The organism is Thermomonas sp. HDW16, from assembly GCF_011302915.1.
In the GTDB taxonomy this organism is placed as follows: Bacteria; Pseudomonadota; Gammaproteobacteria; order Xanthomonadales; family Xanthomonadaceae; genus Thermomonas.
Map to the genome: position 1 here is coordinate 1,075,978 of NZ_CP049872.1, position 16,772 is coordinate 1,092,749.

Annotated in this window: 14 protein-coding genes; 6 read left to right on the top strand and 8 right to left on the bottom strand. The window is 65.0% G+C overall.

Annotated features, from left to right (window positions below):
• The first annotated feature begins 6 nt into the window (after nt 1-6).
• Nucleotides 7-1,128 (top strand): inorganic phosphate transporter, encoded by a 1,122-nt coding sequence (locus G7079_RS04910; RefSeq protein WP_166056112.1) that lies wholly within the window; start codon nt 7-9, stop codon nt 1,126-1,128.
• Nucleotides 1,129-1,201: 73 nt separating this feature from the next.
• On the opposite strand, the gene G7079_RS04915 is transcribed toward G7079_RS04910, so the two are convergent.
• Nucleotides 1,202-1,612, bottom strand: a complete 411-nt coding sequence (locus G7079_RS04915; RefSeq protein ID WP_166056114.1) for a hypothetical protein — start codon at nt 1,610-1,612, stop codon at nt 1,202-1,204.
• Between the two features lie 46 nt (nt 1,613-1,658).
• Between G7079_RS04915 and G7079_RS04920 the strand changes: the two genes are divergently transcribed.
• Both G7079_RS04920 and G7079_RS04925 read left to right on the top strand, forming a co-directional pair.
• Nucleotides 1,659-2,003 (top strand): MGMT family protein, encoded by a 345-nt coding sequence (locus G7079_RS04920; protein WP_166056116.1) that lies wholly within the window; start codon nt 1,659-1,661, stop codon nt 2,001-2,003.
• Between the two features lie 45 nt (nt 2,004-2,048).
• Nucleotides 2,049-2,720, top strand: a complete 672-nt coding sequence (locus tag G7079_RS04925; RefSeq protein WP_166056118.1) for a rhomboid family intramembrane serine protease — start codon at nt 2,049-2,051, stop codon at nt 2,718-2,720.
• A 30-nt stretch (nt 2,721-2,750) separates the two neighbouring features.
• Here G7079_RS04925 and G7079_RS04930 read toward each other — a convergent pair whose 3' ends face one another.
• Nucleotides 2,751-4,763: a M13 family metallopeptidase gene (locus G7079_RS04930; RefSeq protein WP_166056120.1), complete on the bottom strand. Its 2,013-nt coding sequence runs from the start codon at nt 4,761-4,763 to the stop codon at nt 2,751-2,753.
• Nucleotides 4,764-4,848: 85 nt separating this feature from the next.
• Nucleotides 4,849-6,576 (bottom strand): peptide MFS transporter, encoded by a 1,728-nt coding sequence (locus tag G7079_RS04935; RefSeq protein WP_240906244.1) that lies wholly within the window; start codon nt 6,574-6,576, stop codon nt 4,849-4,851.
• Nucleotides 6,577-6,686: 110 nt separating this feature from the next.
• Between G7079_RS04935 and G7079_RS04940 the strand changes: the two genes are divergently transcribed.
• From G7079_RS04940 to G7079_RS04950, 3 genes are read left to right on the top strand one after another with little or no spacing between them, the layout of a single operon-like run.
• Entirely contained in the window at nt 6,687-8,663 is a 1,977-nt protein-coding gene (locus G7079_RS04940) for an oligopeptide transporter, OPT family (protein WP_166056124.1), read from the top strand.
• A gap of 59 nt (nt 8,664-8,722) precedes the next feature.
• Nucleotides 8,723-10,801, top strand: coding sequence for a S9 family peptidase (locus G7079_RS04945; RefSeq protein WP_166056126.1), 2,079 nt, complete (start codon nt 8,723-8,725; stop codon nt 10,799-10,801).
• Entirely contained in the window at nt 10,801-12,057 is a 1,257-nt protein-coding gene (locus tag G7079_RS04950) for a DUF819 family protein (protein WP_166056128.1), read from the top strand. Before G7079_RS04945 ends, G7079_RS04950 begins: the two co-directional genes overlap by 1 nt.
• A gap of 6 nt (nt 12,058-12,063) precedes the next feature.
• On the opposite strand, the gene corA is transcribed toward G7079_RS04950, so the two are convergent.
• The 5 genes from corA to G7079_RS04975 all read right to left on the bottom strand — a co-directional run bounded on the left by corA (nt 12,064) and on the right by G7079_RS04975 (nt 16,713).
• Nucleotides 12,064-13,062, bottom strand: a complete 999-nt coding sequence (corA, locus tag G7079_RS04955) for a magnesium/cobalt transporter CorA (protein ID WP_166056131.1) — start codon at nt 13,060-13,062, stop codon at nt 12,064-12,066.
• A 31-nt stretch (nt 13,063-13,093) separates the two neighbouring features.
• Nucleotides 13,094-14,290: a DUF4105 domain-containing protein gene (locus tag G7079_RS04960; RefSeq protein WP_240906245.1), complete on the bottom strand. Its 1,197-nt coding sequence runs from the start codon at nt 14,288-14,290 to the stop codon at nt 13,094-13,096.
• The gene (locus tag G7079_RS04965; protein WP_166056135.1) at nt 14,277-15,158 is read right to left on the bottom strand and encodes a transporter associated domain-containing protein; all 882 of its coding nucleotides are present in this window, start codon (nt 15,156-15,158) and stop codon (nt 14,277-14,279) included. The genes G7079_RS04960 and G7079_RS04965 overlap by 14 nt, the downstream gene beginning before the upstream one ends.
• A gap of 73 nt (nt 15,159-15,231) precedes the next feature.
• Nucleotides 15,232-15,714, bottom strand: coding sequence for an rRNA maturation RNase YbeY (ybeY, locus tag G7079_RS04970; RefSeq protein ID WP_166056137.1), 483 nt, complete (start codon nt 15,712-15,714; stop codon nt 15,232-15,234).
• A gap of 9 nt (nt 15,715-15,723) precedes the next feature.
• Nucleotides 15,724-16,713 carry a PhoH family protein gene (locus G7079_RS04975; protein WP_166056139.1) on the bottom strand — a complete coding sequence of 330 codons (990 nt, stop codon included), beginning with the start codon at nt 16,711-16,713 and terminating at the stop codon, nt 15,724-15,726.
• Between the last annotated feature and the right edge of the window lie 59 nt (nt 16,714-16,772).

The window sequence follows — 16,772 nt, forward strand, 5'->3', positions numbered from 1 at the left end:
CGCAAGATGCTGACCCTGTTGCTGCTGGTGATCCTGTTCGCGCTCATCTTCGAGTTCATCAACGGGTTCCACGACACCGCCAACTCCATCGCCACCGTGGTCGCGACCAAGGTGCTGTCGCCCGGGCAAGCGGTGATGCTGGCGGCCTCGATGAACCTGGTCGGTGCCTTTGCCGGCACCGCGGTGGCCAAGACCATTTCGTCCGGCCTGATCGACACCGAAGTGGTCACGGTGACTTCGCAGGTGCTGATCTGCGCGCTGGCCGGCGGCATCACCTGGAACCTGATCACCTGGTGGCTGGGCCTGCCGTCCTCATCCTCGCACGCGCTGATTGGCGGCCTGTGCGGCGCGGCGCTGGCCGCCTCGCACAACAACTGGCATGCATTGATCTGGTCGAAGCTGGGCGATGCCGGCTGGACGACCAACAAGGGCCTGTTGTGGAAGGTGGCGGTGCCGATGGTCAGTTCACCGATCGCCGGTTTCACCCTGGGCGTGCTGATCCTGGGGTTGCTGTACGCGATCATCTGGGCGATGGGCAAGGCCGGGGGCACGCTGGCGCGGATGGCGCGGCCGCGCTGGGTCAACGCCTTCTTCGGCAAGGCGCAGATCTTCTCCGCCGGTTACATGGGGTTCGCCCACGGCAAGCAGGATGCGCAGAAGACCATGGGCATCATCGCCCTGGCGATCTTCACTGCGCAGGAAGCTGGCACCCTGGACAACCTGCCGACGTGGCTGCAGTTCATCCACCCGGGCGGCGGCAAGGACGATATCGATGCCTGGATCATCGCCACCTGCGCGCTGGTGATGGCGGCCGGTACCGCGATGGGTGGTTGGCGGATCATCAAGACGTTGGGACACAAGATGGTCAAGCTGCAGCCGATCGACGGTTTCGCCGCCGAAACTGCGTCAGCCACCATCCTGGTCACCGCGTCCAGCTTCGGCATGCCGGTCTCGACCACCCACAGCATCTCCACCGCGATCATGGGCGTGGGCTTCGGCAAGAACCCGCGCAAGCTCAAGTTCACCGTGATCGAGCGCATCGTCTGGGCATGGATCCTCACCATCCCGGCTGCGGGCGGGATCGCCTACGGCTTGTTGCGGCTGGCCGAGGCACTGGGCTGGAGCTGAGTGGTTGGATCGTTGCGAAACGAAAAGGCCCGCGTCAGCGGGCCTTTTCGTTTCGGGGAATATCCGGCTGCGTTCAGAGCAAATCGCCGCCTGCTGACATGCGTCGTTCCATCTCGTCGCCGGTTCCGCCGATTTCGAGCACCAAGCGGTCGATCTCGGCGGCGTCCAGGCAGTCGTAGGGGCGGTTCTCGCACAATTGCAGGTAGGGCACGCCGTCGAGTTCGCCGATCGCCAGGTAGCCCACCCGGCTTCCCCAGTTGAAGGCCAGTGCACGACGTGCGTCCAAGCCGGTGGTCGGCGCGATCGCGGTGCTGACGCGCAGGAAATTGCGATTGTCGTCGTCCTGCATTTCCGACAGGAAGATCGCCTGGTGGCGCTTGCCTTGCGCCAGCGACAGTTCCACGCACAGCACGAAGGGCTCCAGCAGGGTCAACTTGTAGCCGGAGGCGAGCAGGTGGCTGCGGATCTGTTCGAAGTTGTTCATAAGCTGCGCGGCGGACATGTCGGGGGAAGCGACTATGCTAACCCGGATGCCGAAACCTCCCGCGCCCAAGCCCTCCGCTGCCGATGCGATCCTGGCCGCGATCCGCGCGGTGCCACGCGGGCAGGTGGCCGGCTACGGAATGATCGCGCAACGCGCCGGCTTGCCCGGACGCGCGCGGTTGGTGGCGCGGGTGCTGAGCCAGAACGACGACCGCAGCTTGCCGTGGCACCGCATCCTGCGTTCGGACGGGCGCATCGCGATGCCGGCGGATTCGCCCGGCTTCGCCGAGCAGAGCCAGCGCTTGCGTGCCGAAGGCGTGGACGTGCGCAACGGTCGCGTGCGCATGCCACGCGAGGACTCGCTGGACGCGGCGATCTGGTCGCCGCGCTGAAAGCCTGCGTATGATGCGCTGCAACGAAACACGGGTCGCGCACGGATGCCGTTCAACCTGCCACGCATCACCAAATTCCTGCTGATCGCCAACATCGTCGGTTTCGTTTTGCAGTGGTTGCTGGGCGATGGACGCCTGCTGGCGTTCATGCTGTGGCCGTTGGGTGGAGGCGTCTACGATCCAACGGGTGCGGTGCCGTCGTTCATGCCGTGGCAGTTGCTGACGTACGGCTTCATGCACGATTCGGGCAACATCTTCCATATCGCCTTCAACATGTTGGCACTGGTGATGTTCGGTGCGCCGCTGGAATACACCTGGGGCGAGCGTCGTTACCTCACCTACTACCTGGTTTGCGTGGTCGGCGCCGGGTTGTGCCAGTTGCTGGTCGGTTCTTACGCAGTGTCGCAAGGGGCGATGCCATATCCGACCATCGGTGCTTCCGGCGGCGTGTTCGGCTTGTTGTTGGCCTACGGCATGCTGTTCCCGAACCAGCGGGTGATGCTGTTGTTTCCGCCGATCCCGATGAAGGCGCGAACGCTGGTGATCGTCTATGGCCTGTTCGAACTGAGCATGGGATTGACCGGCCGGCAACCGGGCGTGGCCCATTTCGCCCATCTTGGCGGGATGCTGTTCGGCTGGCTGCTGATCCGCTACTGGCGCGGGCAGCCGCCGTTCGGCGGCGGCAAGCCGAAACCGCGGATGCGGATCGTTCCGTAGCACGGACGGATAGGCGCCCGCCGCATCGGATCAGTGGGCGATGCTCACCCGGTCCGCCGGCTTGGGTTGCATCGGCGTGCCGGCCTTGCAGCCGAATGCGGTGCCGAATTCGCCCTGCTGCATGATCGGCGCATTGCTGCGCCACAGCCCCGGTGCGCGCACGTCCTGCAGGTTACGGCGCTGCGCTTCGTCCGCGGTCACCTGCTGCGCCCAGACCTGCGCCCAACCACGGTAGAAGGTCTTGCCTGCCTCGCTGCCGCCGTTGGGTTGCGTGGCGAACAATGCGGCACGGGCCAACTCCAACCCGGCGATATCGGCGATGTTCTCGTCGCGGGTGATGCGGCCGTTGACCTTGACGCCCTTCAGTTGCGGATAGGGGAACCCGTCGTACAGGACGACCACGCGCTGCGCCATCGCATCCCAGGCGGCCGCTTCGGTGCTGCTCCACCAGTCGCGCAGGTTGCCGCCGGCATCGACCATGCGGCCACGAGAATCCACTGCGTGGCTGAGTTCATGCCCGACCAGCGCACCGTAGGCACCGTATTGCGCAGCCAGCGGCATCGCGGCATCGAGCACCGGCGCCTGCAACATCGCCGCAGTCACGATCAGGCGGTTCTGCGCCAGGTCGTAGGCCAGCGCCGGCTGCTGCGGTAGCACGTCCCAGCGGCGGTCGGCGTTGCCGCGCCCGATCCGCTTCATTTCCTCGCGATGCCGCCATGTCGAGGCGATCAGCATGTTGCCGCCGAAGCTGCCGCGGCCCATCGGCTGCACGCTGTAGTCCAGGTCGCGGCGCGGCGTGCCGACTTCGATGCGCAGCTTGCCGAGCTTGGCGCGCGCTTCCGCCTTCGCCGCTTCGTTCATCCAGGTGCTGTTGTCGATGTTGCGCAGCAACGCGTCTCGCACCTGGTCGGCGATGTTCGCGGCTTGTTGCTTGGTCGCCCCGGGCAGGTAGCGTGCCGCATATTCGCGGCCCAGCATCGGGCCGGCGGCCAGGTTGATCGCATCCAGCACCTGCTGCCAGCGCGGTGCGGGCGCGGTCTCGCCGCCCAGCACCTTGCCGCGGAAGTCGAACGACGCATCCCGCCATGGCTTGGCCAGGTAGGGCGCCATCGCATCGCCCACCCGCCAGCGCAGGTAGGTCTTCCACTGTGCGGGCTTGAGGCCGCCGACCAGCGCATCGAGTTGGGCGAACATCGCAGGATTGGCGATCGACACGGTGTCGTCGTTGACGCCCTGCACTTTCAGGAACGCATCCAGCTGCAGGTTCTTGTACTGCTTGCCCAGGCCGGCGGTCGCCACCGGTGCGAAGTTGGCGCGCGGATCGCGCAGTTCGACCAGCGGACGTGCGCTGGTGGCGATGCGCTTTTCAAGATCGAGCACCAATGCGGTCTCGCGCTCCAGATCCTTGGCCTGCACGCCGGTCAGGGTCAGGATCTTGCGGATGTAGTCGGCATAGCGCGCCACCAGTGCCCGGGTGTCGGCGTCGCTGCGTGTGTAATAGGCGGGGTCGGGCAGGCCCAGGCCGCCCTGTGCGAAGTAGCCGAGGTGGCGGTCAAGCTCGCGCAGGTCGACATCGGCGCTGAAGTTGAACAAGGCGGGGATGCCGACCTGGTGCAGTGCGGCGATTGCTGGGGCCACGTCGCCGGTCTTGCGGATGCCGTCGATGCGCTTCAGTAGCGGCGCGACCGGATTGGCGCCGTCGCGCTCCACCGCGGCCTCGTCCAGGCCGCTGGCCCAGAAATCGCCCAGCAGCTTCTGCACATTGCCCTGCGGCGAGGCCATCGATGCATCCAACAGGTCGCGCTGCTGTTGCTGCGCGCGCGCGGTCAGCTGGCCGAGTGAGGAGATCGCGCCGCTTTCCGGCATCGGGTTGGCCTTCAGCCAGTCCGCGTTCGCAACCGCATAGAAATCCGAACATGTCGCCGAAACCGCAGGCGCCTTGGCCTTTTTCGCCGGCTTCTTTGCGGCAGACGCATCAGGCGCGGCAATGCCAGCGGCGAGGGCGAGAATCAGGGCAAGGGCGAGCGGGCGCGGCGTCGGCATGCGTCGTTTCCGGAATGATCGAGCGGCCGAGTGTAGCAGCGGTGCGAACGCCGTCATTCGGCGTGAATTCAGCTGCCGGCGGGGCTTATTTCACCCCATGCATCATCCGTCGCAGCAGCGGTGCCAGCAGCAGGAACAACAGCGCCGAACCCAGCCCGATCCACATCAGCAGCTGGAACAAGTCGCCGTATTTGGCAGCGGCTTCGGCAACGTTGATCGTGCCGCCTTCCGGGATATCCAGCGAGGCCAGCTTGCCGAATTGCGCAGCGAGCATTTCCGAGTAGGCCGTCGCCAGCCAGAAGCCGCCCATCATCAGCCCGACCACGCGCGCGACCGACAGTTGCGTGACCGCCGACAGGCCGATCGGCGACAGGCACATCTCGCCGATTTCGAGGATGAAATAGGCCAGTACCAGCCACCACACGCTGGCCATCGTGCCAGCTCCGGCAATCTTCGCCGCAGCGATGAGTGGCAGGAACGAGAGCGCGGCGAACAACAGGCCGATCGCGCTTTTCATCGGTTTGCCGGGATTGCGCCCGCGCGCCTCCAGCCACGGCCACAGCCAGGCGAACAGTGGCGACAGCAGCACGATGAAGAACGAACCGAGGAAGGTCAGCGAGCCCGCGGTCTGCGGCACCAGCACCACGTCGCGGAAGCAGGCGACGGCCATGCCCGCGACCAGCAACACGATCAGCCAGCGCGCCAACGCACGATTGCCGTGGTCGCTCGCCCGCAAGGCCAGGACCATCAGCGGCACGCTGGCAAACATCACGAACAGCGACCAGGGCAGGGTGCCGCTGGCATCGCTGACCAGCGACGGGAACATGTCCTTGGTCATCAGGCGGTCGGTGAAGGTCAACCATGAGCCGTAGGTCTGCTCGTACAAGGTGAAGAACACCAGCACGCCGAGGATCGTGACCAGCAGCGCGATCATCTGCTCGCGTTCGACCTTGTTGCACTGGCGCAGCAGGAACCACACGAACCAGCTGACGAAGGCCAGCGCAACCAGGTGCATCGCGCCTTGCACCGTCCAGGTGCGTTGGATCAGCTGCCAGACGATGGCGACGCCGCCGAATGCGCACAGGTAGATCCACCATTCGCGCGACAACGGCCCGATGCGTTGTCGCAGTGCGGCGGGATCGCGTGGTTCGGCGTGGCCTTGCAGGTATTTCTGACCCCACAGGAACATGCCAAGGCCGGCCAGCATGCCGATGCCGGCGGCACCGAAGCCGTATTTCCAGCCGTAGGTTTCGCCGAGGAAGGCACAGATCAAGCCGGCGAACAGGCCACCGACATTGATGCCGGCATAGAACAGAGTGAAGCCGGAATCGCGGCGTGGGTCGTCCTGCGCGTACAGCTTGCCGACGATGGTGGAGATGTTCGGCTTCAGGAAACCCACGCCCATGATGATCAGCGCCAGCGACAGGTAGAACACCTGCAGCGCGCCTTCATCGCGCACCACCACGCCATTCACCACGCGCGCATCCGCGCCTTCCACCGCCATGCCCAGATGCCCGAGGCACAACAATATGCCGCCCAGCACCACCGCCTTGCGCATGCCCAACCAACGATCCGCGACCAGTCCGCCGATCACGGGCACGGCGTACACCAGCCCGCCATACGCGCCGATCAGGTCGTAGCCCATGTCGTCGCTGAAACGATGGTGCTTCAGTAGGTACAGCAGCAGCAACGCCTTCATCCCGTAGAACGAGAAGCGCTCCCACATCTCGGTGAAGAAGCAGACGAACAGGCCCTTGGGCTGGCCCAGGAAGTCGTCGCGCGCGGCATCGCCGGCATGGGGCATAGTGTTCATGGATGGCATCCGCGCGAGGTCGGCGAAGTATAGCCAGCGGCTTTTCGCACTGGACTTGGCTTGCCGCAGCCGCTAGGTTTCGTCGATTGCATGCCTTGGGAGTGGGGACGATGTCGAATTCAGGTTCGGGGACGCCGCAGCTGACGTTCCGCGCGGTGGTGTTGGCGGTGATACTGGCGATGATCCTGTCCGCCGCGAACGCATACCTGGGCCTGTTCGCCGGCCTGACCATCGCCACCGCGATTCCTGCGGCAGTGGTGTCGATGGGCGTGCTGCGCCTGCTGGGCGGCGGCACCATCCTCGAAAACAACATCGTGCAGACCGGCGCGTCGGCCGGTTCATCGATCGCGGCCGGCGTGATCTTCACGATTCCCGCATTGATCATCCTGGGCTATTGGCAGGACTTCAAATATTCCTGGGTGCTCGCCATTGCCGGCCTCGGTGGCCTGCTTGGCGTGTTGTTCTCGGTGCCGCTGCGGCGCTCGATGATCGTCGAAGACCCGCTGCCGTTCCCGGAAGGCAAGGCGGCGGCGGAAGTGCTGAAGGCGGGCGAAAATCCCGGCCCGGGCCTGAAGATCCTGGCGTTCTCTGCCGCATTGGGTGCGTTGATCAAGGCCGCTGCCGCCAGCGGCATGCGCCTGATCCCGGATACGGCGGCTGGCGCCGGCTTCTTCGGCAAATACCTGGGCTATATGGGCACCAACCTGTCGCCGGCATTGCTGGGCGTGGGTTACATCGTCGGCCTCAATATCGGGATAGTCGTTGTATCCGGCTCGATCTTGTCCTGGCATATCGCGATCCCGATCTACCACGCGTTCTTCATGGGCACCGATCCTGCGTTGGCACAGAGCATCGCCGGTGCGGATGCGGAAAACATCGCCGGGGCGATCTGGTCGGCCAAGATCCGTTACCTCGGCGTGGGCGCGATGTTGATCGGCGGCGCCTGGACCTTGTTCTCGTTGCGCAACTCCTTGCTGTCCGGCGTGAAGAGCGGCATCGCCGCCGCGCGCAAGGGCAACGATGAAACCGTCGCCGAAACCGAACGCGACCTGCCGATGAAGTGGATGCTGGTCGCGCTGGTGGCGTTCGTGATCCCGCTGCTGCTGCTGTACCAGGCCATCGTCGGCATGTGGCACGTCAGCATTCCGATGGCGATCATCATGATCGTGGCCGGCTTCCTGTTCGTGTCGGTGTCGGCCTACCTGGCGGGCCTGGTCGGTTCCTCCAACAACCCGGTCTCCGGCATCACCATCGCCACCATCCTGTTCGCCTCGGTGGTGTTGCTGGTGCTGCTGGGCGAAAGCGGACGCACGGCAGTGGGCGCGGGCGGCGCGCCGTTGGGTGCGGTCGCCGCGATCATGATCGGCGCGGTGGTGTGCTGCGCGGCGGCCGTGGGCGGCGACAACCTGCAGGATTTGAAAGCGGGCTACATCGTCGGCGCCACGCCGTGGAAACAGCAGTTGATGCTCGGCATCGGCGCGTTCTCCTGTGCGCTGATCATGGCGCCGGTGCTGAACCTGCTGGCGCAGGCGTATGGCATCGGCGCGCCCACCGCGGAACATCCGAACTCGTTGTCCGCGCCGCAGGCTACCTTGATGGCTTCGGTCGCTGGCGGCATGTTTGGCGGCAAGGATTTGCCCTGGGGCATCATCGCCATCGGTGCCGGCGTCGGCGCGGTGATCATCGCCCTCGACGAATGGCTGAAGTCGCGCAAATCCAGCTTCCGCGTGCCGGTGCTGGCCGCGGCCATCGGCATCTACCTGCCGTTGGAACTGATGGTGCCGATCTTCCTCGGCGGCCTGATCGCCTACCTGGTGGAGAAGCGCCACGGCATGGTCGGCAGCCACGACGAATCGGCGCGCGATCGCCTGCATCGTCCGGGCACGCTGTTCGCCGCGGGCCTGATCACCGGCGAGGCGCTGATGGGCATCCTGATCGCGATCCCGATCGTGGTTTCCGGCCGCGCCGACGTGATTGCCGTGCCTGAGCAGTTCCAGTTCGGCAAGTACGTCGGCCTGCTGGTGCTGGCGGTCGTGGCTTGGCTGCTGTACCGCACCGGCGCGAAGGCCAATCCGAACGCCGTCTGATCCACCCACGCCCGCGCGCTGTCGCGGGCGTTTCTTTCTTCGAAATACGGAACACCGCCATGAAACTTCGCCACGCCATCCTTCCGCTCGCCCTTGCGCTGTCGCTGCCTGCCGTCGCCGATGCGGCGCGCGGCTTCACCGTGCAGGACATGGCCTACCTCGACCGCTATTCCTCGCCGACGCTGTCCCCGGAAGGCCGCGTGCTGGTGTTCGCCAAGCGGGTGGTGGACAAGCAGACCAACAAGTCCAGCACCTCGCTGTGGACGCGCAACCTGGTGGCGCGCGACATGCGCCCGCCGCAGCGGCTCACGCCGGAAGGCTGGAACGTGAATTCGCCGGCGTTCTCGGCGGATGGCAAGAGTGTGTATTTCATGAGCGCGAAGTCGGGCTCGATGCAGCTGTATTCGATCGCGGCCAGCGGCGGTGAACCGAAGCAGCTCACCGATACAGTGCTCGATGTCGACGGCTACAAGCTGTCACCGGATGGCAGCAATGTCGCGCTGGCGTTCGCGGTGTTCCCGGACTGCAAGGGCGACCTCGACTGCACCAAGAAGAAGCTGGACGACGCCGAAGCGGCGAAGGCCAGCGGCAAGATCTTCGACCGCATGTTCATCCGCCACTGGGACACCTGGGCCGATGGCCGACTGAATCGCGTGTTCGCGGCGAAGTTGGGCGGCGAGGGCATGATCAAGGTGGCGACCTTGCTGAGTGGCGATGTCACGGGTGACATTCCGTCGAAACCCTTTGGCGATCTGTCCGATTTCGCGTGGTCGGCCGATGGCAAGCAGGTCGCGATGAGCGTGCGCCAGGCCAATCGCGAAGAACCGTGGAGCACCAATTTTGACCTCTGGCTGGTCAATGCGGACGGCAGCGGCGCGCGCAACCTCACTGCAAGCAATCCTGCGTGGGACGCCGGCCCGGTGTTCAGCGCCGATGGCAAGACCCTGTACTACCGCGCGATGAAGCGCCCCGGTTTCGAGGCCGACCGCTTCGCGCTGATGGCGATGGATCTTGCTTCCGGCAAGTCGCATGAGATCGCGCCGAACTGGGACAGCAGCGCCGACGGCATCACCCTGTCCGCCGACGGCAAGTCGATCTACACCACCGCACAGGACATGGGTCAGCATCCGCTGTTCGTGGTCGATATCACCAGCGGCAAGGCCAGCAAGCTGATCGGTGGCGGCAGCATTTCCAGCTTCGATATCGCCGGCGACACGCTGGCGTTCTCGCGTAATTCTCTGAAGAGCGGCGACGTGATCGCCACCACCAGCGCGGATGGCAAGGCACCGCTGCGCGCGATCACGCCAAGTGCCGGCGAGATGGTGAAAGACGCGGCGTTCGGCGACTTCGAACAGTTCAACTTCAAGGGCTGGAACAAGGAGACCGTGCACGGTTACGTGGTCAAGCCGTGGAACTATGAGCCGGGCAAGAAGTATCCGGTCGCGTTCCTGATCCACGGCGGTCCGCAGGGTAGCTTCGGCGATGGCTGGAGCTACCGCTGGAACCCGCAGACGTACGCGGGCCAGGGCTATGCGGTGGTGATGATCGACTTCCACGGCAGCACCGGTTACGGACAGAAATTCACCGATTCGATCAGCGGCGACTGGGGCGGCAAGCCGCTGGAAGACCTGCAGAAGGGCTGGGCTGCGGCGCAGCAGAAGTACGCCTTCCTCGACGGCGACAAGGCCTGCGCATTGGGCGCGAGCTACGGCGGCTTCATGGTCAACTGGATCGAAGGCAACTGGTACGACAAGGACGGCAAGTCGCCGTTCAAGTGCCTGGTGTCGCATGATGGCGTGTTTGAGAACAACGCGATGGGCTACGCCACCGAAGAGCTGTGGTTCAGCGAGTGGGAAAACGGCGGCACGCCGTACGACAACCCGCAGGGCTACCAGAAGTTCAACCCGGCCAACCACGTCGCCAACTTCAAAGTGCCGATGCTGGTGATCCACGGCCAGCTGGATTACCGCATCCCGGTGGAGCAGGGCATCGCCTTGTTCAGCGCGTTGCAGCGCAAGGGCGTGGAGTCGAAGTTCCTGTACTTCCCGGACGAGAACCACTGGGTACTGAAGCCGCAGAACAGCGTGCTCTGGCACGACACGGTGAACGGCTGGCTCAAGCAGCACATCGGGCAGTAATGGTGGAGCCCGTCGCGCGTACCGCATTGATCGGCAACGATGCCGCCGTCCTCGGGCTGCTGGCCATCATCCTGGGCTTCGTGTTCTGGGGCGCTGCGCGCGAGCAAGGCTTCTGGAAGAAGTTCTACGCGGTGGTACCAGCGATCCTGCCGTGCTACTTGCTGCCGGCGATCGCCAACAGCACCGGCTTGATCGACGGTGCAGGTTCTGGCCTGTACCCGATGGCGCGCGATTACCTGTTGCCGGCTTCGCTGGTGCTGTTCTGCGTGTCGATGGACGTCGGTGCAGTGTTGCGGCTTGGGCCGAAGGCGTTGGTGATGTTCCTGGCCGGCACGGTAGGCGTCATGGTCGGTGCGCTGGTGGCGTTCGAGGCGATGAAGGTCATCCATCCGGAGACGGTGGCCGGCGACACCTGGCGCGGGATGACCACGATTACCGGTAGCTGGATCGGCGGTGGTGCGAACCAGGCGGCGATGAAGGAAGTGTTTAGCGTCGATGCCACGCTGTTCGGGCAGTTCGCCGCGGTGGACGTGATCGTGGCCTATGTGTGGATGGCCACCCTGCTGTTCATGGCTGCACGTGCGCCGGCGATCGACCGCTGGTTGCGCGCCGATACGCGCGCGATCGTCGACCTGCAGGAGCGCATGGCGAGTTTCCAGGCGCAGCATGCGCGGATCGCCACCACCACCGACCTGATGCTGATCTTCGCGTTGGCCTTCGGCGCGGTAGGCCTGTCGCACTTCCTGGCCGATCCGATGGTGGCGTGGATCAAGTCGCTACCGGCGGCCTGGCGGCTGCAGGATTACAGCCTGGATTCGCGGTTCTTCTGGCTGGTGATCTTCGCGACCACCTTCGGCGTGTTGATCAGTTTCACCCGCGCACGCAGTCTTGAGGGTGCCGGCGCGTCGAAGATCGGTTCGGTACTGCTGTACATCCTGATCGCCACCATCGGCATGCAGATGGACTTGGGCGAGTTGGCCAACCGGCCGATGCTGTTGCTGCTCGGCTTCATCTGGATGGCGGTGCATGCCAGCTTGATGCTGGTCGTCGCACGTGCGATCCGTGCGCCACTGTTCTTCATGGCGGTGGGATCGCAGGCCAATATCGGTGGCGCGGCTTCCGCGCCGGTGGTCGCCAGCGCGTTCCATCCGGCGTTGGCGCCGGTCGGCGTGCTGTTGTCCGTGCTTGGCTATGCCTTGGGCACTTATTGCGCCTACATCACCGGGTTGGCGCTCAGGGCATTGGCGGGCGGTTGATTGCGACTACAGCCAGCGCACCTTGCGCAGGTAGCGGTGCAACAACAGGCAGAACAGGATCACCAGGCCGATCAGCACGAAATAGCTGTGGCGCCCGTGAAGCTCCGGCATGTGCTCGAAGTTCATGCCGTACCAGCTGGCGATCAGGGTGGGCGCGGCCAGCAAGCCGGCCCAGCCGGCCAGTTTCTTGACGATCTCGCCCTGCGCCACGGTGACCAGCGACAGATTCACGTTCATCGCGGCGGAGACCATCTCGCGCAGGGTGTCGATGGTGTCGCCAACGCGCGCGGCATGGTCGAGCACGTCGCGGAAATAGGGTTTGACCTCTTCCGGGAAGTTCAGCGCTGGCGTGCGCATCAGTTGCGACAGGATGTCTTGCATCGGTGCCACCGCAAGCCGCATCCGGGTCAGTTCCTTGCGCAGCTCATATAGGCGCTTGATCGTGCCGCGTTTGTAGGCCTCGGCGAACACATCCTGCTCCAGCGCGTCCAGCTCCTCCTCGAAATCGGAGACGATGGGCTGGTAGTTGTCGACCACGAAATCGAGCACGGCATGCAGGGCGACGCTGGGGCCATAGGCCAGGATTTCCGGTTCGCGTTCCAGGCGTTGCCTGACCGAGGCATAGCTGAGCGAGGCGCCGTGGCGCACGGTGACCAGGAAGCGCGGGCCGGCGAACAGGTGGGTCTCGCCGAAGCGCACGTGGTCGTCGATCTTCTGCGCGGTGTGCACGGCGATGAACAGGCTGTTGCCGTAGGCCTCGATCTTCGGTCGCTGGTGCGCGTTCTGTGCGTCCTCGACGGCCAGGTCATGCAGGCCGAACTCTTCCTGCAATTTGTCGAGCAGGGCGTCCTCGGGTTCGTACAGGCCGACCCAGACGAAGCTGCCGTCGTCCACGGAGAGGGCATCGCTGATCGCGTCCAGGCTGATGTCGCGGCGCTGGCCGGCGCGGTCATAGACCGCGCAGTTCACGACGCAGGCAGGTGTGGCGGTGCCGGGTGCATTCATTGCCGCATCCTGCATCGGTGGGGCATCGTCATCAAGCCTTGCGTTTGGCCCAGGCCAAGGCGAATGCGGCATGGGCAGACAGCAGCAGTGCGATCCAGTTGCCATTGCGTTGCGGCAGCGCCTGTAGCCACAGGGGCAGCAAGGCCAGTGCAGCGAGCGCCGCGACCACGACAAGCAATATCCTGAAACGTGCGGATGGGTCGCGCCCGCGCAGCAGGGCCCATGCGCCGGGCAACAGCAGCAGGCAAAGCGGGTTGAACAGCAGCAGGTTACGGTTTGCCCACAGTGCGCGGTGATCGGTGAACCCCCAGGCGAAGGCGAGTACCAGGCCAAGCACGCTGCACAGCAACCAGAATCCGAGTGCGAAGCCGGCTGTCGCTCGTGGCGCACGACGGGCGAACGCCAGTATCGACACGGCGAGTACCAGCCCGGCCAACAACCACGGCCACAGGCGGCGCGGCAGCTCAGTGGGCTCCGCGGCTTGCCGTTGCGGTAGCAATGGTTCCTCGGTGATGACCAGCGGGCGGCCATCGGCGAGTGTCACCTCGCGCAGGTCGTCGGCCAATCGGCGCGGCAGGAAGGCCTGTTCCCAGCGCGACAGCGGACGGTCGCCGTACGGTCCCAGGGCGATGTCGAAGCCCAGCCGCATCCACGCGGCCGGCGAGGCCAGGCGTACTGATTCGCTGCGGTAGGTATCGCCAGTGGAACGCCCGTTCATTTGCCGCTGCAATGCCCCGCCAAGCACGCGATTCAGCGCATCGCGCACGCGGGTGCTGCAGTTGTCGGTGTAGTAGTCGTAGTGGTAACGCGCGTTCTCGGGTTTCGCGTTTTCCGCCAGTGCGTCGGCGAGTTGCCGTGCCTGCACGGGCGTCAGGTCAAGCCATTGCAGGGTCGCGCCGCGCCCGACCTCGCGGTAGTACTGCATGTCCTGTTCGAGCGGCAGCGCCACCAGCATGTACTGCATTTCGCCGCGCACGAAGCGGCCGATGAAGCCGTCTTCGGCCAGGTCGAAGAAGCCGAAGTTGTAGGAGATCGGCTCGCCGCGCGCCGGATCGTCGACCACGATGGCGTCATGGCCGAAGCGTTCCCAGAAGATCTCGCCCGGGCCCATGGTGACCACGCCGATGCGCGGTTCCGGGACCGGGCTTGTTGACTGCGCCTGTGCAAAGCCCGCAACCAGTGCGAGCAACAGCGCAATGGCGAAGCGCACCGTCTCAGTGATCCGCATGCACGCCCACGTGCAGGGCCAGCAGGCGACGCGCATCGGCGCGGGCGACGCGGAACACGAAGCGGCCGAGCGTGAGTTCCTCGCCGGCTTCCGGCAGATGGCCGATCGCATTGGTGACCAGGCCGCCGATGGTGTCGTATTCGTCGTCGTTGAAATCGGCGCCGAAGCGTTCGTTGAAGTCCGCAATCGGGGTCAGCGCATCGACCACGTACTGGCCGTCGGCTTGTGCGGCGATATGCCCGGGATCGCCTTCGTCCTCGTCGTGCTCGTCGTCGATCTCGCCGACGATTTCCTCCAGCACGTCCTCGATGGTGACCAGCCCGGCCACGCCGCCGTATTCGTCGATCACGATCGCCATGTGGTTGCGCGATTGGCGGAACTCGCGCAGCAACACGTTGAGTTTCTTCGATTCGGGGATCAGCACCGCCGGGCGCAGAAGTTCGCGCACGCTGCCCGGGCCACCATCGGCGACCACACCGCGCAGCAGGTCCTTGGCCAGCAGGATGCCGAGGATCTCGTCCTTGTCCTCGCCATGCACGGGGAAGCGCGAATGGCCGGATTCCACCACCGCCTTCATCAGGTCCAGGAATTTGGCATCGACGGGCAAGGCCACCATTTGCGCACGCGACACCATCACGTCGCCCACGGTCATGTCTGACACGGCGATCGCGCCTTCCATCATGCGCAGGGTGTCGGGGCCGATCAGGCCGTCGACCTGTACGTCGCGCAACAGTTCGATCAGGTCTTCGCGGGTAGTGGGCTCGCCGGACAGCGCGGAACTGATGCGATCCAGCCACGAACGGCGCGGTTTCTCCGCGGGGCGATCCGTCGAATCGGCGGTGTCGTGACGACTGTCGTCCTCTGACATGGTCTTGCGGGGGCCTGTGGCGCGTGAAGAAGGGAAGTCTAGCGAAGTCGCGTGGCGAAGCGGTGAAACAGCGTTATCGCTCTGTATACGGATCCGGCAGGCCCAGACCGGCCAGGATCTCGCGCTCCAACTGCTCCATGCATTCCGCTTCGCGGGTATCTTCGTGATCCCAGCCGAGCAGGTGCAGGGCGCCGTGCACGGTGAGGTGCGCGTAATGCGCGGCCAGCGGCTTGCCTTGTTCCTTGGCTTCGCGGGCGATCACCGGCGCGCACAGCACCAGGTCGCCCAGCAGTGGCAGCTTCACGCCCTTCGGCAGGCCTTCCGGCAATTCCGCCGGGAAGCTGAGCACATTGGTGGCGTAGTCCTTGCCGCGGTAGTGCTTGTTCAGCGCTCGGCCTTCCTTGCTGCCGACGATGCGGATGGCGAGGTCGGCCTCGCGGATTCGGCCTTCCAGCGCCGCCGTCACCCACTTGCGGAAACTCACCGCAGCCGGAATACCGGCGCGCGGCACGGCGTAACCGACGGCAACATCGAGGCGAACAGGGCCCTTGGTCATGCGCGCAGTTTACGCCGTTCCGGTCTGCGCATCGTTGGCATCGCGCGCCTCGTAGGCGTTGACGATGCGCGCCACCAGCGGGTGGCGGACCACGTCGCGCGACTCGAAGAAAGTGAAGCTCACGCCTTCCACCCCGCGCAGCACCTCCACTGCATCCTTCAGGCCGGATTTCACGTGGCGCGGCAGGTCGATCTGGGTCATGTCGCCGGTGATCACTGCGGTGCTGCCGAAGCCCAGCCGGGTCAGGAACATCTTCATCTGTTCGATGGTGGTGTTCTGCGCCTCGTCCAGGATCACGAAGGCGTCGTTGAGCGTGCGTCCGCGCATGTAGGCCAGCGGTGCGATTTCGATGACGCTTTTCTCCAGCAGTCGTGCAACTTTTTCCACGCCCAGCATTTCGTACAGCGCGTCGTACAACGGACGCAGGTACGGATCGACCTTCTGGCTGAGGTCGCCGGGAAGGAAGCCGAGTTTCTCGCCGGCTTCCACCGCCGGACGCACCAGGATCACCCGCTGCACGCGCGACTGGTTCAGCGCATCCACCGCCATCGCCACCGCGAGGAACGTCTTGCCGGTGCCGGCCGGCCCCACGCCGAAATTGATGTCGTGGGTGGCGATCTCGTGCAGGTATTTACGCTGGTTGTCGCCGCGTCCGCGCAGGGTGCCGCGCTTGACCCGCACCGCGATCTCCTGTGGCACGTAATCGTTGTTGGTCGATGTCGCTGCGTCATCGCCAGCGAACGCGCCCAGCCGCAGGTGGATGGCGTGCTCGTCCAGGGTTTCCGCTGTGGCATCGTCATATAGCTCGCGCAAGACGCGCTCGGTGCGCGCGACCGCGTCGGCATCGCGTCCGCTGACGCGGAACACGTTGCCGCGATTGGCGATCTGCACGCCCATCCGAAGTTCGATCATGCGCAGATGGGCATCGAACGGGCCGGACAGGTTGGCCAGGCGCTCGATGTCGTCGGGTTCGAGGGTGAAATCACGTTGGGTTTGCATGGCGCAAAGGGTAGCGCGGCAGGATGACAGCGACGAGCGCGGGGTCCTATTGACTTTTA